Annotated in this window: 14 protein-coding genes, 2 tRNA genes and 1 pseudogene; 4 read left to right on the plus strand and 13 right to left on the minus strand. The window is 33.0% G+C overall.

Annotated elements, in window-relative coordinates:
* From P5P90_RS11755 to sppA, 10 genes are all read right to left on the minus strand, one after another.
* The gene (locus P5P90_RS11755; protein ID WP_278034867.1) at positions 1–327 is read right to left on the minus strand and encodes a sensor histidine kinase; all 327 of its coding nucleotides are present in this window, start codon (positions 325–327) and stop codon (positions 1–3) included.
* Entirely contained in the window at positions 327–1,142 is an 816-nt protein-coding gene (locus tag P5P90_RS11760) for a PAS domain S-box protein (RefSeq protein ID WP_278034868.1), read from the minus strand. The genes P5P90_RS11755 and P5P90_RS11760 overlap by 1 nt, the downstream gene beginning before the upstream one ends.
* Entirely contained in the window at positions 1,136–3,091 is a 1,956-nt protein-coding gene (locus P5P90_RS11765; RefSeq protein WP_340696469.1) for a PAS domain S-box protein, read from the minus strand. Before P5P90_RS11765 ends, P5P90_RS11760 begins: the two co-directional genes overlap by 7 nt.
* A complete protein-coding gene (locus tag P5P90_RS11770) occupies positions 3,013–3,522 on the minus strand; it encodes a GAF domain-containing protein (protein WP_278034869.1) in 510 nt (169 codons plus the stop codon). The genes P5P90_RS11765 and P5P90_RS11770 overlap by 79 nt, the downstream gene beginning before the upstream one ends.
* Positions 3,523–4,202: 680 nt before the next feature.
* A complete protein-coding gene (locus tag P5P90_RS14355; RefSeq protein WP_422851739.1) occupies positions 4,203–4,466 on the minus strand; it encodes a sensor histidine kinase in 264 nt (87 codons plus the stop codon).
* Positions 4,409–5,428, minus strand: coding sequence for a sensor histidine kinase (locus P5P90_RS11775; RefSeq protein WP_278034870.1), 1,020 nt, complete (start codon positions 5,426–5,428; stop codon positions 4,409–4,411). Before P5P90_RS11775 ends, P5P90_RS14355 begins: the two co-directional genes overlap by 58 nt.
* 149 nt (positions 5,429–5,577) lie before the next feature.
* Positions 5,578–5,916 carry a hypothetical protein gene (locus P5P90_RS11780; protein WP_278034871.1) on the minus strand — a complete coding sequence of 113 codons (339 nt, stop codon included), beginning with the start codon at positions 5,914–5,916 and terminating at the stop codon, positions 5,578–5,580.
* Between the two features lie 104 nt (positions 5,917–6,020).
* Positions 6,021–6,905, minus strand: coding sequence for an IS982 family transposase (locus tag P5P90_RS11785; protein ID WP_479724208.1), 885 nt, complete (start codon positions 6,903–6,905; stop codon positions 6,021–6,023).
* A 217-nt stretch (positions 6,906–7,122) separates the two neighbouring features.
* Positions 7,123–9,783, minus strand: a complete 2,661-nt coding sequence (locus tag P5P90_RS11790; protein ID WP_278034872.1) for an AsmA family protein — start codon at positions 9,781–9,783, stop codon at positions 7,123–7,125.
* 180 nt (positions 9,784–9,963) lie between these two features.
* On the minus strand, positions 9,964–11,724 hold the full coding sequence (gene sppA, locus P5P90_RS11795) for a signal peptide peptidase SppA (protein ID WP_278034873.1): 1,761 nt from the start codon (positions 11,722–11,724) through the stop codon (positions 9,964–9,966).
* Between the two features lie 108 nt (positions 11,725–11,832).
* Between sppA and folK the strand changes: the two genes are divergently transcribed.
* Positions 11,833–12,969 (plus strand): 2-amino-4-hydroxy-6-hydroxymethyldihydropteridine diphosphokinase, encoded by a 1,137-nt coding sequence (gene folK / locus P5P90_RS11800; protein ID WP_278034874.1) that lies wholly within the window; start codon positions 11,833–11,835, stop codon positions 12,967–12,969.
* A 1-nt stretch (position 12,970) separates the two neighbouring features.
* Here the strand turns inward: folK and P5P90_RS11805 are convergent, their stop codons facing one another.
* From P5P90_RS11805 to P5P90_RS11815, 3 genes and pseudogenes are all read right to left on the minus strand, one after another.
* Positions 12,971–16,675, minus strand: a complete 3,705-nt coding sequence (locus P5P90_RS11805) for an Ig-like domain-containing protein (RefSeq protein WP_278034875.1) — start codon at positions 16,673–16,675, stop codon at positions 12,971–12,973.
* Positions 16,676–16,949: 274 nt separating this feature from the next.
* Positions 16,950–17,487, minus strand: a pseudogene (locus P5P90_RS11810) (RNA methyltransferase).
* An 88-nt stretch (positions 17,488–17,575) separates the two neighbouring features.
* Positions 17,576–18,004, minus strand: coding sequence for a DUF1573 domain-containing protein (locus P5P90_RS11815; protein ID WP_278034876.1), 429 nt, complete (start codon positions 18,002–18,004; stop codon positions 17,576–17,578).
* A gap of 164 nt (positions 18,005–18,168) precedes the next feature.
* Here P5P90_RS11815 and mutS point away from each other — a divergent pair, with 164 nt between their 5' ends.
* From mutS to P5P90_RS11830, 3 genes are all read left to right on the plus strand, one after another.
* Positions 18,169–20,775: a DNA mismatch repair protein MutS gene (gene mutS / locus P5P90_RS11820; protein WP_278034877.1), complete on the plus strand. Its 2,607-nt coding sequence runs from the start codon at positions 18,169–18,171 to the stop codon at positions 20,773–20,775.
* A gap of 144 nt (positions 20,776–20,919) precedes the next feature.
* Positions 20,920–20,992: transfer RNA gene (locus P5P90_RS11825), tRNA-Gly, on the plus strand.
* 13 nt (positions 20,993–21,005) lie between these two features.
* A tRNA-Leu gene (locus P5P90_RS11830) sits at positions 21,006–21,091 on the plus strand.
* The last annotated feature ends 108 nt before the right edge of the window (positions 21,092–21,199 follow it).

Here is a 21,199-nt window from a genome sequence, read left to right on the forward strand (position 1 = left end):
TCAATCTTGTTTAGCTATTGGAAATTCAAATTTTACTTGTGTTCCTTTTCCTAGTGTGCTTTTTAATTTAATGGTACCTGAGTTTTTCTCGGTAAAAGTTTTTACAATATAAAGTCCCAAACCTGTTCCCTGATATCCATTTGTGTTACTTGCACGGAAAAAAGTATTAAACAATTTAGACTGTTCTTCTTCGGGAATTCCAATACCAAAATCTATAATTTCTATTTGTATAGCATCCTCTATCTTTTTAATATTAAAAATAATATCACCAACTCCTTTAGAGTATTTCACAGCATTATTTAAAATATTCAAAATAGAATATTCCATTAGCTTAACATCTGCATATGCACCATGAAACTTTCATTGGTGAAATCCAACACAATCTTTTGCTTGTTATTTTGATTATCGTAATTTATCTCAAGGATATTGCAACAAAGCTCTCTTAAATCAAAGAATACCGGATTAAAATTTGTTTTACCTGAATCTTCTCTTGAAATAGTCAATACCGCTTCCATCAAACCAACAATACGGTCAATTTCTTCGGTAATAATAGAAACCCTTTTTTGTAAAAGAGGGGCATTTTCTAATTTCTGATTCTCTAAATACATCCCTATAAGTTCGGCACTAGTACGAATAGTAGTCATTGGAGTCCTGAATTCATGAGAAATGGTTGATACTAAATTAGTACGCAATTCATTCAACTCTCTTTCCTGATTCAATGCATTTTCTAAAACCATTTCGGCTTTTTTTCGTTCTGTAATATCTCTGGAGCTAGTTTGAAACCCAACAACCACTCCTCTTTGTCTAATCAAATTTGCTTTAGTTTCTAACCAAATAAATTCACCACTTTTGGTTTTAAATCTTGCCGTAGTAGTGTCATCAACTTTTTCATCTATAAAATCAGTCAAACTGTTCATTAAGTACTTTATTTCTTCAGGAAAAGCATAATCTAAAGGAGAGGTACCAATCATTTCTTCCGGAGTATACCCCAAGAGTTTTGTTGCTGAAGGAGAAACATACTGAAAAGTAGTATCTAAACCATGAACACAAATTAAATCGGCTGTATTATCTGCTAAAAAACGATACATGTTTTTAGCTTCTTTTAACTGAATAGCCTTATTTCTATTGTTCTCTGTTAGCAATAATTGATTGTGTCTTTCGATTTTTTTCTTTCAGTAATATCAATCAACTGAACTATGTAAAAAGGAATTTTATTGTTTTGCACTAAAGACACTGACATATAGGTCCAAACCAGACTACCGTTTTTATGAATAAATCTTTTCTCTGAACTAAAATGAGATATTTCTCCGGAATCTAACTTTTCCTTATGTCCTAAATCTTCCTTAAGATCTTTAAAATAGGTAATATCCTGAAATCTAAAGGCTTTCATTTCTTCAATGGTATACCCAAACATCTCACAAAGTCGTTCATTAACTTCGGTATAAAATCCTTCTACATTTACTAAAGCCATTCCGGCTGCAGAATTTTTAAAAGCATTTTTAAATGTTTGTTCACTTTCCTTTAATTTATTTGTCAGTTCTTTTTCTTTCGTGATGTCTTTCATTGTCCCAATCACACGGATTGCTTCTCCATTTTCATCACGTATTATAATCGCTTTATCATTAACATGAGCATATGTACCGTCTGCTTTTAAATAACGATATTCATAAGACCACATTTCTTTTTTACTAGCAACAGCTTCATCAAAACTTTCAAAAGTAGCATTCCTGTCTTCCGGATGCACAAAATTTTCACAAACAACAGCGTCTATATAATTGGTTTCAAATTGATATCCAAAAAGCGATGTAAAACCATCTCCAACAAAAATTTTGTCAGATATTAAATCCCAGTCCCAAATGGCATCAAAGCTTGCTTTGTTTGAATATGCAAAACGTTCATTACTTACTTTCAAATCATCTTCTGCCTTTTTTCTGGCCGTAATATCATTAAAAGAACAAACCACATAAAGCAACGTATCCTCTTTATCAAATACAGGGATGGCATCAACTAATAACCAAACTAAATCATTTTTAGTTGGACGATGCACTCCCATTACTATATTATTAATAGGTTTTAATGTTTTAATAGCCTGAGGAACCGGATGATCTTCGGGTTTAAAATTAGTTCCATCAAGATGAATTACTTTCCAATGTTCATCAAACGAAGTTTTACCCAATAATTGATCCTCGGTTAAACCTAGCATTTCACATGCCGTTTTATTATTCTCTAATATTTCAGACTGAGGTCCCTGAACCAAAATACCTACGGCAACATTTTGTAATATACTATTGATTAACTGCCTGCTTTTTAGAATCTCATCCTGAAATCGTTTAATCTCAGTAATGTCAACCCCAAAACCTACCATCATTTCAAATGATCCGTCCTCTTTAAAAACAGGATTAAATTTGCGATTGTAAACACTTGTTATTCCGTTGGGATGTTTCATTACTTCCTCCCATTCAACCAATTTTTTATCTTCTAAAGATTTAATAAATTTACCTCTTCTGTCTTCGGCAAATTCATAAGTTCTTCCCGTATAATCAGCATATTCGAAATCATCTTTTCCTATGATAAATTTTCTAAGTTCGTCATTCTTTATCGCTAAAGGATTCAAATAGATATATTTATGATTCTCATCAAAAACAGCTAAATCCGTAGGAATACGCTCTAAAATTTTTCCATAAAAATCTTTCTGTTTTTCGAGTTTTTGTTGGGTTTGGATATGTTCGGTAACATCCCTGCAATTTCCTATAAAAATAACTTCTCCATTTTTTTCAGAGGCTATCAAATTTGAAGCAAGCCAAACATAATGTCCCACTTTATGTCTAACTCTAAACACAAGATCTTTGTCGGATTTTTTCTCTCCAACAGAATGAATCAGATATTCCAAACACATCTCTAAATCATCCGGATGTATTAAAGCCGCAATCGATTTACCTAAAATTTCCTCTGCTTCATACCCCAAAAGATCCACCCAATTTTTTGAAGCAAAAGTAATAATCCCTTCTTTATCTAACTCGTAAAGAATCTCCTTTGAATTTTCAACAAATAATTCAAATTTTTTTCTTTTTGATAAACACGGATTTGTGATTCTAAACTGCTTTGAATTTGACCTAAAACATAATTCAAAACTTTTAATTGTGAATCCGAAAGAATTTTATTCTTAAAATCGGCCAAACAGAATATACCAATTACCTTATCATCATATATTAATGGAAATCCTGCATAAAATTGTAATGGAATTTCTATTTGCTTAGAATTTATTATATCTTCAGAAATAAAATAAGGCTCTTTGTTTTCGATAACTATAGAATTCCATTGTGATATATATTCAGAGAACATATCAAAATCAACACCAGAATTGTTTTTTATGAATTGTTTTGAAGAATCTAAAATTGAAATGTGTGCAAAAGAAACTTCACTAATTTCTAAAGCAAATAAAAGACTTTTTTGAAGTTCCTGAGAAAAACTTAAATCATTAAATAAAAAGTCTAATTTCTCGTTAATTTGTAATAAGGACATAAAACAATTATAGTGGTATTTAAAATCTATTGGAAAACAAAATTTCACAAATATATGAGTGTAAAATAAATGCTTATTCTGTTAAAAATCAAATGTTTTACTGTTTAAATTTATTTTAAGTTTTTATAATTTTCCGTTGAATAACAATATGGATAAAATAAATAGTTTTTTGCTAAATAGTGGGGAGAATTGTTGAGTATTTATTGTATTAACAAAAAACAAAAGTATAGAATTTATTTGTTTTTTTGTCAAAATGCAGGCAAATGGAGCAAACTCAAGAGTTTTATTTTTGCCGCGAATTATATGGTTTTAATCATCCTTTACTAAATTCGTGCAATTCGTGGCTGATTTTTTATTGCTAAAACTGATTCGTTTGCCTGAGTATTATGAATGTGCCTAGTTATGATAACAGCAATTTTTTAAACTTTTTATAAAAAGCTAATTTACACACTTTTTAGGATGGTGTCATTATTCAGAAAAAAAGAGTAGAAACACCTGTTAAGCTTAATTGTTTATTAAATTCAGAATCAAGGTTTCAATTATTTGTAGCAAGATTTTCGAACTAGACTTTGATCATGTTTATGCTTATTCCAGCTAAGGCTGTTTTTTATCTTACTGTTTAAATAGTGGGCATTTTTAGTGTTTTTCTAATTTGTTGTTAGGCAGATGATTTTTCACCTTTATTCATAGGGAAAACATAGCGTGAAATTTGTTTTACTATTTTCTTTGCTTTCTAATTTTATATTACCTTTAAGTTGTTCCGTAAATTGTTTTACAATAGTTAAACCTAGCCCGGAGCCAATAATTGTTGATGTATTTGTTGCTCTGTAAAATGAAGTAAATAAAAGTTTAATCTCGTCTTCAGGTATTCCAATACCAAAATCAATTATCCTATTTTGATTGTTGAATCTAAGTATGTTAATTGAATGATAGGTTCTTGACAGTTTTTAGAATATTTGTAGGCATTACTAATTAAATTGGTCATAATGTGCAGCATTAATGTTTCATCTGTGACGATATTTTTTACATCACCATGGACAATTAATTGAATTTTTCGTCCATCATCTTCATTGCTAAAATAAACTGTAATGATATTCTTAATGAATTTGGTATAATTGATAGATTTTAATTTCGTTTTAGATTTGCTTAATTCGTGTTTACCAAAAATTAAAATATTGTTCATCAATTCGGTCATACGATCTACCTCAGTTTTGATTCTATCTGTTATTGGTTTTACGTTAGAAAAAGATCCATTATTAGCAGTATAAGATTTCATTTCAATGAGCTCAGCATTAGAATAAATAACTGTCAAAGGTGTACGAAATTGATGTGATGCCATAGAAACAAATTCTGATTTTAAATCATTGAATTTTTTCTCTTTTAGTAAGGCCTCTTTTGTTTTTTGTGTTGCTTTCACTCTTTCAGTGATGTCTCGACTAGCACTTTGATACCCTATCTGAATATTGTCTATTATTATAGGACTGATTATACTTTCTAGCCAAATGAAATTTTTGTCTTTTTTCTGAAATCTGAAAGTTATTCTGTTTTTATTAGGGTTTAGGTCTTTAGTTTTAGCATGTTTTTTGAAAATCCAATGGTCTTTTTTTTGTATGAAATCAAATGGAGTTTTATTGATTAATTCCTCAGGTTTGTACCCTAGTATTTCCTGTGAAGATTTTGAAATATATTTGATTTCTCCACAAGGCAAATGTTGGCATATTATATCAGAAGTGTTTTCGGTTAAAAAGCGATATTTTTCTTCTGATTTTATTAATTCATTTTTGTTTTGAATGAGTTCTGTTAAATCTATGTGTGTGCCTACTATTTTTTTCAGTTCACCTTGACGATTAAATATTTTTGTACCTGAATATTTAATGTGTAAATATTGATTATTTACGTGAGACATTCGGGTGATTCCTTCGTAAATTTCAATTTTTCCATTTATGAAGTTAGCAAATTTGTTTTCCAGAATTTCTACGTCGTCTGGATGAATATTTTTTTCCAGAATTCATAATTATGTTCAATTTCATTTTCTTTATACCCTAACATACTGCCTCAAGCGTAAGAAAACTTCGCTTTGTTTTTTTTAATATTATATTCCCATACCGCTTGTTTGGTTCCTTTAATATGATTTTCTAGAAGATTAAGACCTTTCTTTAATTTTTTTGTTTTTTTATGTTCATTTAATCGTAAACCTATGTTTTTTGCAACTGTATGTAATGCGACGACTTTGTTATGATGCCAAGTTTTTTCTTCCTTGCAATTATCATAACCAATCCAGCCCCAAAATTTCTTTTCTCTAAAAATAGGAGTAAACAAATACGATTTTATGTTTTGCATGGTCATTATTTCCTTAAACAAATCATTGGTGCTTTCTCTGACAATTCCGTACAAAGGTTCGTTCCTTGAAAGGATATTATAAAGTCCTGGAAATTCATCATAGCTTAATCCACTAAGGATAGGACTATTGATATATGGAGTTAACCCGTTGGGTGTAATTAAATTGTTTGATTTTTAATATTGTTTATTGGTCTGTCAAATATGAATTTATTGATATACTGAATCAATGTTAATGCTGTTATTTTTGCTAAAATTCTTGTTTTAAAACCTTCAAAAGTTTTAGCATAATTGTTTCTAATTCTGAACTGGTCACATAGTTGTGAAAATAATGTTTCAATTCTTTTTCTTGACTTCCTAAAGATATAAGGCTGTGGCCTATAATCTTTTTGATTAGTTCTTTTTGGTGTTTCTAATTTGATATTTACCGTTTGAAACAAGTCTAATTGAATGCTTTGAGATAAGTAACCTCTATCACCAAGCAACACACAATCAGACATTTGTTGTTTTATGTTTTTCAAAAAATGAACATCGTGAACCTCTGCTTTTGTAATATCCAATGAATGGAAAATTCCATTTATAGAACAAACTCCGTGCAATTTATATCCATAAAACCAGTTGTTTTGAGAAGCACAAAACCCTTTTGAGGGAGCAGTTTCAAACTCGTTTTTACAGATTTTTATTCTCCTATGACGTGCAAATTTGCAAATCTCCAACGGCATACTATCCACGATAAAATGATCTTCAAATTCTAAAAACCGAGATGCTAATTTTGTCCTTACTTCTTCTAAAAAGAAAAACAATTTTCGCCTTCTTTTATTGAACTGACTTCGTTCAATTAGGTTTGGAATTTGTTGCTTATTAATCTCCTTAAATAAAGAATTTTCACTATCAATAGACATAAATTCAGCAGTTAAACTCAATGCAATGACCTCTAAATCAGGCATTTTACGTTTTATTCCTACGTCTGATTTATATTCCAATTCACAATTCAAAGAACTTATAACTTCTAAAACTCTAAAATAATTTTTCACTATATTTGACATAGATATTGGTTTGTTTGGCGACATCAAGATGCTGAATTTCAGTATCTTGACCAATATCTAGTCAATATTTTCTACTTCAAATAATTACACCCAACGGGTTAAAAGAATAAAAACTAACGTTAGTGTAGTAGTAATTGTCGTTTTAACTTGTGTTAGAAAAAAACAAACAAGCCGTTTCATATTTTGAGACGGCTTGTTTGTTTAAAAAAGAGTATTCCTAATTCGTTTTTATAGTATCGACTACTTTTTTCTTTTTGTTGAAGAGATTGTTTAATAAGTCGGTAGCCTTTGCTTTGACTTCCTCTTTAGCCTTAGTTTGCGCTTCCGCTTTGGTGGCAGGAATGGTTGTTTTAGTCGTGTCTCCGGCTTTTTTGTTCTTATTGATAATATCGGTTAGGGCTGAGGTTCCTTTGTTCACTAATTTAGTTTTTTGTTGCTGGATTAACTGATTGGTCAAATTAGTAGCTGCAGTTTTTAAATCGGTGGTGATTTTAGGTTTCGAAAAGTTACCTGTTAAAATAGCATTAATTGGAATGTTTTCCAGTTTTTGAGCATCGGCAGCAGATAATTTTGAAATTAACGTATTGACTTCAGTTCCCAGGTATTTTGCCGGAACATTGAATTTGATGTTGTAATTCATGCTTTGGTCAAAACCATGTGTTCCGCCAATATTAGCTTGAATGTCCTGGTATTTGATAGTGAAAGGTTTTACATTTACTTTTCCGTCTTTGAATGTAATTGCTGCTTTCAAATCGTTCAAATTAATTTTACTCATGTCTAAGAATTTAATATTCGAAGTCAGAGCTGTCAACAGCGTCGAATTACTGGAATTGATGGTCGTAGAAAGAAACTGACCTAGTAAATCTCCTGTGATGGTTTTTAAATCGGGAGTGAGTTCATTAGCATCCAGATTTCCATTTAATTTGATGGTCGAATTGATTTTTCCATTGACAATTCCAGCAATTGGAGCCAGTTTTTTAAGCATGTCTAATTGGGTGAAAGATTGTGCAATGTCAACTTGGTTTAAACCTAAATTCATATTGAATGTTGGTGTTTTTTCTTTGGTAGAAACGGCACCGTTTAAACCGATAGAACCGCCAAAAATGTTTGTTTTAATATTCTCCATCGTTAGTTTTTCGTCTTTAACGATTAATTTTCCGGAAACATTTTCTAAGGTTAAATTATCATACAATACCGTATTGGCTTTTGCAGTAAGCGTACAATCTAAGAAAGCGGGAATTTTCATAGCTTCGGTTTTCTTTGTTTTTGTATCGCTGGTTTCTGTTTTTACAGCTGCTGTTTTTGGAGTTTCTTCCGAAGTTACAAAATCATTAACCGCTAATTGATTGGAAGTTAGGTTGAAGTTTCCTCGCAGGTTTTGATTTTTAAATATAAAACCGTAGAAATTTTCTAAAACACCCGTAACACTCAAATCGCTTTTTCCGGTCGAAGCATTAAATTGTTTTAAAATCACTCGAGATGGATTGAAAGCAATTTCGGCCTTACTAATATTCATTGATTTGCCATTTTCATCCATGTATTTAAAGCCAGACAAACTCATTGTTCCTGAGTTTTTTATGTTTTCATATTGGCTTTTTTCTACCGATTGCATGTCAAATTTGGTCGTTACATCTGCTTTTAGAATTCCGCTTAAAGGTTTGTCCAATTTGATAGGGTAGGCTTTCGATAGGTTTCCTAAGTTGATTGTTCCTTTCAGCATCGCATCAACTAAGGCATTTTGAGTGATGTTTTTAATGTTGGCCTTTGCATTAAAAACATCTTGATCTATGCGAAAAGAGAGTTTGTCCAGGTTGACATAAGTATCGTTTAAGATTCCCGTTTGATTGATAATTTTAGTATCGATAATAATGTTTTGTACCGATTTTGGTAAATCTGGATATTGGAAAGAAGCATTATTCGAGGCGATTTCGATATTGAATTTGGGTACTGTCTTATCCGAATACAATCCTTTGGCAAAACCAGCAACTGTGAAATCTCCTGTGGTTTTCACATTGTTAATATTGGCAGCATAGGCGGCAGGTATTATACCTAAGAAATTTTTAAAAGAGGAAGTAGGCGTTTTAAATTTTAAATCGTATTCCTGACCAGCATCGACTAATTGAATATATCCGTCAAATTCTAAAGGCAATTGATTGATTAAAGCCTTATTTTCTTTAAAAGTATATTTGCTTTTTTCTAAATCGATTCCAAGAACAGCATCTAGAGTCAAAGCAACATTTTTCATGTAATTTACCTTGTCCATATCCAGACTGATTTTGGCTGTTGATTTGGTATTTAAATCTAATTTAGATGCTGCAAAATCTCCGGTTCCTTCATGATTCAGGCTGTCGATAAGCATTTTTATTTTGGAACTTTCGTCAAAATAGCGGAATTGAAAATTTTCAATTTTGTAATTCTGAATGTTTAAAGATAAAGGTTTGCTTTTAGCATCACCAGTAGCTGTTTTATCGTCCTTGATAGCAATATCATAATTTCCAACACCGTCTTTGTTGAAAATAATATTAATCAAACCGTCTTTCGAATATATTCCGTCAATATTGATTGGCTCATTTTCTCCTTTAAAAAGTTCTTTGATAGACATTTTTAGGTTTAATTCGCCCAGATCAACTAAGGTGTCTCCTTCAAAAGGCGCTTTATTGATTATGGCTAATTTTTCAATAGTAACATTAGCGTTAGGGAAATTTTTAAACAAACTTAAATCAGCATCGGCAAAGCTCACTTTTGCATCTACTTTTTCATTGATAGCCTGTGTGATTTTAGCTTTAATTTGATCCTTAAAGAAATAAGGGATGGCAAATAGCGATCCTGCCAAAAGAAGAATCGTAACTCCAAAGATTTTTAGTGCTTTTTGTAACATGGCTTTGGGATTTATAAGATTAAGTATTATTGATATAAAAATAAATTAATTGATTGAAAGAAAATTATAATATTCTTGGGTTAAGTTACAGCATTTCAAGATACTTTTAAAAGTAAAAAAACTCCATTTAAGTAGTAACCTTAAAACGGAGTTTTGAAGTGAATATTTTAAGCAAATGGTTTAATATATAGCGATCTCAAAAGGTAATAAGGCTTGAATTCCTCTTCGAGATTGTACTTTTTTGATTTGCTGTAAAAGTTGGTAATTTTCGTTCCCAATTTCCTCTTTTATGATAGAAGCTTTTGAGCTTCCAAATGGGAATTTTGATAACACATCATCGATACTTTTTTCATATTCTGGGTAATTTTGAGTACTGTAATTTTGAGTTTTTCCCAAACGTGCGGCTTCGACAATAGCTGCATTCAGGCCGCCAATTTTATCAACAAGCCCAATTTTTAAAGCTTCAGAACCCGACCAAACTCTTCCTTGCGCAATAGAATCTACAGCTGCAAAATTCATTTTTCGACCTTGGGCTACATGGCTTACAAAAGTTTTGTATACATGCTCAATTCCTTCCAGTGTAACCGCTTTAAAGTTGTCTTCCATAGGTACAAAAGGGCTGTAATCATTGGCATTACTATGTGTTTTTACTTGTTCAATATTAATTCCGACTTTTTTTGTCAACTGACTGAAATTAGGTAAAATGCCAAATACGCCAATTGAGCCAGTGATAGTGTTTTCTTGCGCGAAAATAGTATTGGCATTACATGCAATGTAATAGCCACCAGAAGCCGCATAATTACCCATAGAAACTACTACAGGTTTTTCTTTTTTAGTTAATTCAATTTCTCTCCAAATCAAATCAGATGTTAATGCGTTTCCACCCGGACTATCAATTCGCAACACAATTGCCTTTACATTTTTGTCATTACGAGCTTCTTGAAGTGAACGACGCATAGAACCTTCTCCAATGGTGTTTACGTCTCCTTCGCCACTTAAAATTTCCCCTTGTGCATAGATAATCGCAATTTTATCTTCACTTTCGGTTAGTATAGTACTGGAAATCATTTGATTAGTGTAGTCGCTAATGGATATTTTGTTATATTCTTTGTTTGGACTTAATTTTAATGCCTTTTTAATATCGTTGTGGTAAACGTCTTCATAGGCAATATAATCAATCAGATTTTGTTTTTTGGCCATTTCAGGTGTTCTAGCCAAAAGCCCATTAGCAATTTCGTTCAGTTTCGCAACCGTGATGTTTCTACTTTTAGCAATGTCAGCGGCTACAGAATTCCAAATAGATTGTAATAAGGCTGTTGTTTGCTCTCTATTAGCCTCACTCATCTTGTTTTCAAGGAAGGGTTCTACGGCACTTTTATATTTTCCGTGTCGTAATACTTCCATTTTTACCCCTGTTTTTTCTTGTAAATCTTTATAGAACATGATTTCAGAAGAAAGTCCTTTAAAATCCAATTCACCTACTGGATTGAGATAAATTTTAGAGGCAACCGAGTTCAAATAGTACTCTTTTTGCGAAAATGTATTGGCGTAGGCCATAACAAACTTGCCTGATTTTTTAAAGTTTTCCAAAGCATTTCTTAGATCCTTGCTTTGTGCCATACCTAATTCTGAGGTATTGTTTAAAATAGAAATTCCTTCAATATTGTCATCCATTGAAGCCATATCAATGGCGTTGATAACATCCGAAAGTCCTATGCTTTCCTCTTCTGAGAAAAAACTCATCCAAGGATCTTTGTATTTTCCGGCATAATCGAATTTAATATTTTCCAGATTTAATTCTAATACAGAATTGCTTTTTAGTGTTGGAGATTCATTATCACTTCCAAAAATAGCAGCAATAAAAATGATTCCGAAAAAGGATAACATTAAAAAAACAAATAGACCAACAACGGTAGCGATTACATTGCTTAAAAACTTCATAATAGTATTTTTAATTGTAGAGGAGCGACTTTTTTATGATGATTTACTAAGGCACTTACTGCAAATATATTGCTATTTCTAAAATTCTTTAGTTAATTTGTGCTTAATATGAGAGCACAACATCAAGTTATTTTATCTATTGGTAGTAATCAAGGCAACCGTCTTGAAACTATAAAAAAATGTATTGCGTTAATTCATCAAGAAATAGGAACGGTAATACAAGTTTCTAAGGTTTATGAAACTGCTGCCTGGGGTTTTGATAGTGATTCTTTTTACAATTGTGCTTTGGTTTTGCACTCTCATCTTTCGGCTTCTGAAGTCCTTTTGAAAGCCTTAGCCATTGAACAAAAATTAGGTCGAATTCGAAATACTACAGATGGATATCAATCACGTGTTATTGATATAGATATGATCGCTTTTGACGAACAGATTATAGATACTGAAAATCTTAGTGTTCCTCATCCATTAATGCAAAACCGAAAGTTTGTGTTGCTTCCTTTTCAAGATTTAGGAATTAATTGGACTCATCCTGTTTTAGGAAAAAACATTGCGCAATTAGTTTTAGATTGTCCTGATGATGGCGAATGTGTGGCGGTGGAAACAGTTGAAAATCCGTTGCAAAAAATAGATTTTGGTAACTTGCGATACATTGCGTTTGAAGGCAACATCGGAGCTGGAAAAACAACTTTGGCAACAAAAATTGCTGAAGATTTTGGGGCTAAAACTTTGTTGGAGCGTTTTGCAGAGAATTCATTTTTGGAAAAGTTTTATAAAAATCAGGAGCGCTACGCTTTGCCTTTAGAACTTTCTTTTTTAGTTGATCGTTATCAGCAAATTGCTGATGAGTTGAGAACATTGAATTTGCAAAAGGATTTTTTAGTTGCAGATTATCATGTTTTTAAGTCATTGATTTTTGCTAAAGTTACTTTGGAGGAAGAGGAGTATCTGTTGTACAAAAATCTATTTGAAATTATTTATAAAGAAATTCCAAAACCAGACTTGTATGTATTTCTACTTCAGCATCCTGAACGCTTATTGGAAAACATAAAAAAACGTGGCAGAGATTACGAACAAGAAATTTCTGCTGACTATTTAGAACAAATCAATAACGCTTACATAGCTTATTTAGACTTGCAAAAAGATTTGAATGTTGTAATTATCGATGTAACCAATCGGGATTTTGTGAACCATCAATCGGATTATCTTTTTATTTTAGAGGAAATTCAAAAGCTTGTTCATTTGTAGTCTATCTTTTTAAGGTAAAATGTCCTCGGATTTCTGGTCTTCCTTCTTCTAATTTTATCACATACCAATAATCATTTGCTGGTAATAGGGCTCCGTTAAAAGTCCCGTCCCAATTGGGATTAGCATTGTTTAAGTATTTAATAAGTTTTCCGTAACGATCAAAGATTTGTACATAGGCGTTAGGGTATTTTATCATTCCTTTGATTCCCCAATAGTCATTATAAGAGTCATTGTTTGGTGTGAAATATTTTGGAATTCCAACCACAATTACACTTTTAGAAACAACACCACAGCCGTTTTTGTCATTAATATAAACTTCGTGAATTCCCGCTGGGATATTATTAAATTGATTAGAATCCTGCCAAAAATTGGTTGGCTCATCTAAACTGAATTCATAATCTCCAGGTCCGGTTACATTTACCGTAATAGAATTTTCATCGGACAATTCAACGATGTCTATTGATGTAATAGTAGCAATGTTAGAAGCATTTACGTTAATTGTTCTTCTTCTGCTACAGCCTACATTATTGATAACTTCGACAGTGTAATTTCCAATTTTATTTACGTCTAATGTTGGCGCGTTGATGCCTAAATCGGTTCCGTCTTTTTCCCAAATATAATTATAATCCGAAGTTGGAGTGTTATCGGTAATACCGGCATCCAAAGTCACATAAAAAGTAGATAGGTTAGAACATACTAATTCATTAGCACTCCCGTCAAGGTTAATATCAATTTTAGGAAGAGGTTGTACATTAAATTCAATTATTGTCAAAGCAGTACAGTTTGGATTGTTCGGGTTTTCAACTTTTGCAGTAATCTTTTGTGTTCCAGTTACAAATGGATTAGGTAGTGGACTAGGTAGCAAAGCACCATTTTCATCATAAAATTTTAGAGTCATTCCTGTTTGTCCACCTAAAATTGTGGTGTCAAAACCAGTGGTGTCAAATGCATATTTTCCGTCTTGTTCTAACGGATTGATTTCATCATCACAGCTAGTTGTTAATGCTGAATTTATAGGGAAAGCTTGCGGCGTTTTGTCGACAATAAATTCAATAGTAGTTTCGTCATAGCATTGTGCTGGAGTGTTATTGGTTACTACTGCTTTTATTAGTTGTGATGTCGTTGTGAAATTTGGCGGAAAAGGACTTGAAATAGATACTCCGTTAGCATCTTTTAGAGGATTGTTGTTCGAATCGAAATAGGTTACGGTTACATTGGTTTGTCCTTGTAATAAATCAGATTCTAAAGTTGATGTATTAAATGTTAAAATACCATCATCATTGTCATCACATTGGCGACTAATTATTACTGGATTGGCAATAGGTAAGGCCTCAACTTTTAAATTGATGTATGGGCCAAGTCCAAAACAGGCATTTTCGATTTGACTATCTACCCGCACCCAAATATCTTGGGTATTTGGATAGCCAATGTTTCGGTAGTTCGTAATGTCTGTGATATTATTTATTTCTGCTAAAGCGTCTGCTTCATTTCTGTAATAGTTGATGTTGTATATTTCGGTGGTTGGTAATAGTCCTTGAATAGTTACTTTTGTTGCCGAAAGATCAAAGGAACTAATACCGTCTCTGTCGTTATTGTTCGTGTTATTATTACCATTACTATCTAATAAATCATCACAAACAGGAGGGACTATAATTTTAAAATTTGCAGGGATGTTGGTCGCAGAAACTATTAAGCTGATTTTGGCAACACTAAAACATCCTGTAAGTTTATTGGTTACCCTTGCCCAAATATCCATAGAAGTTGGTGTTGTATTTTCAAAAGCCAGTTCATTTGCAATTAAATCAGAAGCTAATGCATTATTTGCACCATTTAAAGTAGTGTAATAGGTGAAAATTTCGTTATTGTAATTACCCGAAATAGCATCATTTTTCACTGTTAAATTAAAAAGTGTTTTCCCATCCGGAATTAAATCGCCATCACATTGGAAGATGCTGATATTGTTGACGATTGGTAAAGGATTTACAGTAACAATAATTTCGGATCTGGAACCTTCGCACCCAGTAGTTTTGTCAGTTTGACTTACATAGTATTTTGTTATTCCTACTGTTGCTGATGATGGTGTAGGGCTTGTTGCACTTGCTGTTCCTCCTGTGGCCGATGTATACCAGTTTAGACTACAGTTGGCAGATGCCGTTGCAGTAAGAGGTGATGTTATTTCATTATTGCAATACGATTTATTGTTTACTGTTGGTGCAACAGCTAGAGGATTAATCGTTACTGTAATTTCAGTTCTTGGTCCTTCACATCCTGTAGTGTTTTCAGTTTGACTGACATAAAATTTGGTAGTTCCTATAACTGCACTTGAAGGTGTCGGGCTGGTTGAACTTGGAATGCCTCCGGTAGCTGTATTATACCAATTTAAACTGCAGTTTGCAGCTGCGGTTGCCACTAAAGGGCTTGTATTTTGGTTTTGACAATAAGAGATATTGTTCGTTAAAACTGCAGTAGGTAAAGGATTTACGGTTACAATAATTTCAGCTCTGGGTCCTTCGCATCCAGTAGTTTTGTCAGTTTGACTTACATAGTATTTTGTAGTTCCTACCATTGTTGTTGATGGAGTAGGGCTGATTGCACTTGCTGTTCCTCCTGTGGCCGATGTGTACCAATTTAAAACACAATTTGTGGATGCAATAGCTTCTAAAGGCATTGCAGTTTTATTTAGGCAGTAGGCAACTGGATTGGTTGTGTTTGTTCCTATTTGTGGATAATCCGGCATAGAGTTGATAGTGGCAATAATAGGAACTCTGCTGGAAATACATCCGGCATCTACATAAAAGCTAGTGGTTGAGGATAAAGTAGGTGTAGAGAAACTGTTTCCGGTTGCAATTGGTGTTGTTGCAGTTTGTGAATCGTACCAGTACACTGTTCCATTTTCGGCAGTTGCTTGTAGTATTACCGTTCCATTTCCACATCTTGTAGCTGGTGTCGTTTTTGTGATTTTTGCCATTTTTAGCGTCGTACTTGCTGAAAGTAGCAAAGTAGGGTCTCCAGTCGTGCCTCCATATTCTACAATGTAGCCTCGAGGGAAGTAATTGCCATTGGCTGTAGTTATAGGATTACCTTCTAAAGGTAAGTCATTCCATGTTCCCAGATTCCCTACCGCTGGAGCGGTTATGTGTGCATAATCTTCATTATCCCCAGTGTCATTGGGTTCGTTTGGAGCATTCCAATTGGCGTAATTAAAAGGCGCTGTTGTTGTTCCATTGCCTTCTCCTCTCCAAAAAATTGTTCCTGCCTCTGGTCCTGTAACCCATTTCCATGTTCCTTCTGTTTCAGCATCGCTTCCTCCTATCCATCCAGTTCCTGGGGCTTGAGCACCGGCTAATTGAGCTTCTTCTTCAGAGGTTAGTGTAGCTAAATATCCCTGTAGGCCATAGTGTTTTTTTAGAGCTGCTGCATCTCTGGCAGCAGTCCAAGAAATCCCATCTTTGCTTACATATTCATAATAATGTCCATTACTGGGTAAATAGCTTACCTGTCCATTACCAATACTTATAGAAAAACTTCTTGTTCCAGAAGGGTTAGGAGAGGAATTGTAAAATTCAACTGCTTCTATGGCAAATTTTAAATCTGAATAGGGTATTAAATTGCCAGAAGAATTAAAAATTTTTAGTTTTCCTTCAGAATCAATAAATGTGCTTGAAATAGAAGGATTGTTTAATTTGTAATCTTTGCTTAATTGCAATCGATCTTGTCCAATACTATAACCAGACGAAATTTGAATGTAAACTGCATTAGTACTCGTTTCAGATGGGTCGTGTTTGATAGTAACATTTTTTGCAATTTTTTGATACGTTTGAGGGCAGTATACATCATAGCTTTCAGCTGTTATTGATGGAGGATCAATTACAGTTGAGATAGTAGCGGAATAATTATGATTGTAAAAAAAAATAATACAATTACAATATGTAAAGTTTTGTTTATCATATTGTAAAAATATTATTTTTTTGAATATAGCGTTATTTAGGCCAATTTATTTTTTTAAATAAATCCCAAACAACGATTCCGGCACTTACAGAAATGTTCAAAGAATGTTTGGTTCCTAATTGCGGGATTTCGATACAGCCATCACATAAGGCAACTGCTTCTTGTGCTACTCCATGAACTTCGTTGCCAAATACCAAAGCGTATTTTTGATTTTTTTCTATTTCAAAATCTTGAAGAAAAATAGCGCTTTCAACTTGTTCGATAGCTAACGTAATTACACCTTCTTGTTTTAAAGATTGTATGGTGGCTAAGACAGCTTTCGTTATGTTCCCATGTTACTGTTTCGGTGGCTCCTAAGGCTGTTTTGTGAATTTCTTTATTGGGTGGTGTTGCGGTGATACCACACAAATAAATTTTTTCAATTAAAAAAGCATCAGCAGTTCTAAATACAGAACCAATATTGTGTAAACTACGCACATCGTCAAGAACTAAAATTAGAGGTGTTTTCTCTGATTTTTTGAAGTCTTCAATAGTTTTTCGTTCCAGTTCGTTGTTTTCTAGTTTTCTCATTTTTAAGTGATGGCAATTGTTTTAATAAAAAAAGCTTCCGATTTTAAGAAAGGAAGCTCTTTTGCGTACTTTTAATTTAAAAAATCAATTAGTTAGGAAGTACATTTCCTTTAATTGTTAAAACTTTTGTAGTTTGACCTTCTGCATTAGAAGTAACAGTAACTGTCTTAGAAAATTGACCTACTCTGTCAGTTGCATATTTTACATTGATTACTGCCTTAGCTCCCGGAGCAATAGGCTCTTTAGGGAAAGTTGGAACAGTACATCCGCAAGAACCTACAGCATTTGTAATGATTAATGGTTTGTTACCATTGTTTCTAAAAACAAATTCACGTCTTCCATCAGCGTTGTGAGCAATAGTTCCGTAGTCAATAGTTTCAGACTCAAAAACCATTCCTGCTCCATTTACTTTTGCTGTTTTAGCAGCAGTAGCTTTAATTTTTTTAGATGTTTCTTGTGCTTTAGATGAAGTAATTCCAAATACAACAAGTGCCGCAAGTAAAAGTATTTTTTTCATTTTTTAATTTTTAGGTTTTGTACAACAAAACTAAAGAAAAAAATCATGCCAACGAATTAAAATTTACTTAAAATATGTATTTAATTTTTGAGGGGATAGTTATTCATTATAAAATTTTTAAATTCGCTTTCATATTTTTCTAATAAATTTAAATATAAAATACATTGGCATCTAAAGAAAAAGCGGTTAAGGAAACCCCATTAATGAAGCAGTATAATGAGATTAAGAGAAAATATCCAGATGCTTGTTTGTTGTTTAGGGTTGGTGATTTTTATGAAACATTTGGAGAGGATGCTATTCGATCAGCAAAAATATTAGGAATAACTTTGACTAAACGTGGAGCAGGCTCTGATAATGAAACTGCTTTAGCAGGATTTCCTCATCACTCTATCAATACGTATTTGCCAAAATTAGTAAAAGCAGGTCTTCGTGTAGCGATTTGTGATCAATTGGAAGATCCAAAAATGACCAAAACGATTGTAAAGCGAGGTGTGACAGAATTAGTAACTCCTGGAGTTTCTATGAACGATGAGGTTTTACAATCTAAAACGAATAACTTCTTAGCCTCGGTTTACTTTGCTAATAAATCTATTGGTATCTCATTTTTAGATGTTTCTACAGGTGAGTTTTTAACTGCTCAGGGTAATGCAGAGTATATTGATAAGCTTTTGCAGAATTTTAGTCCAAGTGAGGTGTTGATTCAAAAGAATAACAAGAATGATTTTAAAAACCATTTTGGAGAAGATTACCATTGTTTTTACCTTGAAGACTGGGTTTATAAAGAAGATTATGCTTTTGAGTCTTTAACTAAGCATTTTCAAACTATATCCTTGAAAGGATTTGGAGTTGAGGATTTAAAAGAAGGAATTATTGCTTCGGGAGCAATTTTATATTATTTATCAGAAACACAACATAACAAAGTACAACATATTACTTCTATTCAACGTATAGCCGAAGATGCTTATGTTTGGATGGATCGATTTACTATTCGCAATCTGGAATTGTATCATAGTTATAATCCCAATGCGGTTACACTTTTAGATGTTATTGATAAAACGCTTTCGCCAATGGGTGGACGTTTGTTAAAACGTTGGTTAGCTTTACCATTAAAAGATATAAATAAGGTAAGAAGTCGACATGAAGTGGTTTCTTATTTGAAGGATAGTCAAGAAGTATTGCAAAAAATGCAGTACCAAATCAAACAAATTTCCGATTTAGAGCGTTTGATTTCTAAAATAGCTACAGGGAAAGTTTCGCCTCGTGAAGTAATTTATTTGAAAGAGTCGTTAGATGCTATTATTCCAATTAAAACATTGGCTTTGGAAAGTAAACAAGAAGCGGTTAAAATAATTGGAGATAATTTGCATAGTTGTGATTTATTGCGTGAGAAAATTAAAACAACTTTAAATCAAGATGCGCCAGTTGCTATTGCAAAAGGGAATGCTATTGCTAAAGGAGTGAATCATGAATTGGACGAATTACGGGCTATTTCGACTTCTGGTAAAGAATTTTTAGAAGGTATTGAAGCTAGAGAGTCGGAACGCACGGGTATTTCTTCTTTAAAAATATCTTTTAATAATGTTTTTGGTTATTATATCGAAGTTAGAAATACACACAAAGACAAAGTGCCAGCCGAATGGATTAGAAAACAAACGCTGGTTAATGCCGAGCGTTATATTACCGAAGAATTAAAAGAATATGAATCTAAAATTCTGGGTGCTGAGGAAAAAATTCATAAAATAGAATCCGAATTGTTCGAGCAATTAGTGGCTTGGATTGCTACATATATCAAGCCAGTTCAGTTGAATGCAAATTTGGTGGCTCAGTTAGACTGTTTGTGTTCTTTCACGCAATTAGCTATTGAAAATAAATATGTATGTCCAGAATTAGATGAAACATTCGAATTGGATATTAAAAACGGTCGACACCCAGTAATTGAAAAACAGTTGCCAGTAGGTGTTCCTTATATTGCAAATGATGTTTTTCTGAATAGAGAAACACAGCAAATTATTATGATTACCGGGCCTAACATGTCGGGTAAGTCGGCAATATTGCGTCAAACCGCTTTGATTGTACTATTGGCTCAAATGGGAAGTTTTGTTCCTGCTGATAGTGTAAAAATGGGTGTGGTGGATAAAATATTTACCCGTGTTGGTGCGAGTGATAACATTTCGATGGGCGAATCTACTTTTATGGTAGAGATGAATGAAACGGCTTCAATTTTGAATAATATCTCAGATAGAAGTTTGGTTTTGTTGGATGAAATAGGTCGTGGAACCAGCACTTATGATGGTATATCTATCGCTTGGGCTATTGCTGAATTTTTACATGAACATCCGTCAAAACCTAAAACTTTATTTGCAACGCATTACCATGAATTAAATGAAATGAGTGAATTGTTGACTCGCATTCAAAATTATAATGTTTCGGTAAAAGAGTTAAAGGACAATGTGCTTTTTATTCGAAAATTAGTAAAGGGTGGAAGTGCGCACAGTTTTGGTATACATGTGGCTAAAATGGCGGGAATGCCTCAAATTGTGATTTTGAAAGCGCAAAAGATTTTGAAAAAGTTAGAGAAAGATCATTCTGGTGATGCTTTAACGGGTATTAAGTCAGAGAAAGAGGAAATGCAAATGAGTTTCTTTAATTTGGATGATCCTTTATTAGAAGAGATAAAAGAGGAAATTTTGAATATCGATATAAATTCGGTTACGCCAGTAGAGGCTTTGATGAAGTTGAATGAAATTAAAAGAATGTTAACCCGAAAATAATTTATTTTTAATTTAAAGTAAATCAAAAGCTTAGTATAATTATTCAATTTTTTTTCAAAAAAGGCTTGCGTAATCGGAAAAAGGTCTTAAATTTGCATCCGCAATACAGAACAAGTATCGCGGTTCTTTTTGAGAATTGTTAATGCGAAAATAGCTCAGTTGGTAGAGCGCGACCTTGCCAAGGTCGAGGTCGCGGGTTCGAGCCCCGTTTTTCGCTCGATTTACATCATGCTCGGATGGTGAAATTGGTAGACACGCTGGACTTAAAATCCAGTGAACAGCAATGTTCGTGCGGGTTCAAGTCCCGCTCTGAGTACAATAAAGCTTCAAACAAATGTTTGGAGCTTTTTTATTTTATATCAAAATTAGTTTTGTGGTTTGTTTTGAATCTTGTGAGAGGTTTAGAAGTAAAGGTGAGCTTTGT

This window comes from Flavobacterium nitratireducens (genome assembly GCF_029625335.1).
Lineage (GTDB): Bacteria > Bacteroidota > Bacteroidia > Flavobacteriales > Flavobacteriaceae > Flavobacterium > Flavobacterium nitratireducens.

What these genes read in the sequence shown, in the direction of transcription:
- P5P90_RS11785 (WP_479724208.1), bottom strand. Translation starts at nt 6,905, where the DNA reads ATGTCAAATATAGTGAAAAATTATTTTAGAGTTTTAGAAGTTATAAGT.
- folK (WP_278034874.1), top strand. Translation starts at nt 11,833, where the DNA reads ATGAGAGCACAACATCAAGTTATTTTATCTATTGGTAGTAATCAAGGC.
- P5P90_RS11790 (WP_278034872.1), bottom strand. Translation starts at nt 9,783, where the DNA reads ATGTTACAAAAAGCACTAAAAATCTTTGGAGTTACGATTCTTCTTTTG.
- P5P90_RS11815 (WP_278034876.1), bottom strand. Translation starts at nt 18,004, where the DNA reads ATGAAAAAAATACTTTTACTTGCGGCACTTGTTGTATTTGGAATTACT.
- P5P90_RS11775 (WP_278034870.1), bottom strand. Translation starts at nt 5,428, where the DNA reads ATGTCTCACGTAAATAATCAATATTTACACATTAAATATTCAGGTACA.
- P5P90_RS11755 (WP_278034867.1), bottom strand. Translation starts at nt 327, where the DNA reads ATGGAATATTCTATTTTGAATATTTTAAATAATGCTGTGAAATACTCT.
- P5P90_RS11770 (WP_278034869.1), bottom strand. Translation starts at nt 3,522, where the DNA reads ATGTCCTTATTACAAATTAACGAGAAATTAGACTTTTTATTTAATGAT.
- sppA (WP_278034873.1), bottom strand. Translation starts at nt 11,724, where the DNA reads ATGAAGTTTTTAAGCAATGTAATCGCTACCGTTGTTGGTCTATTTGTT.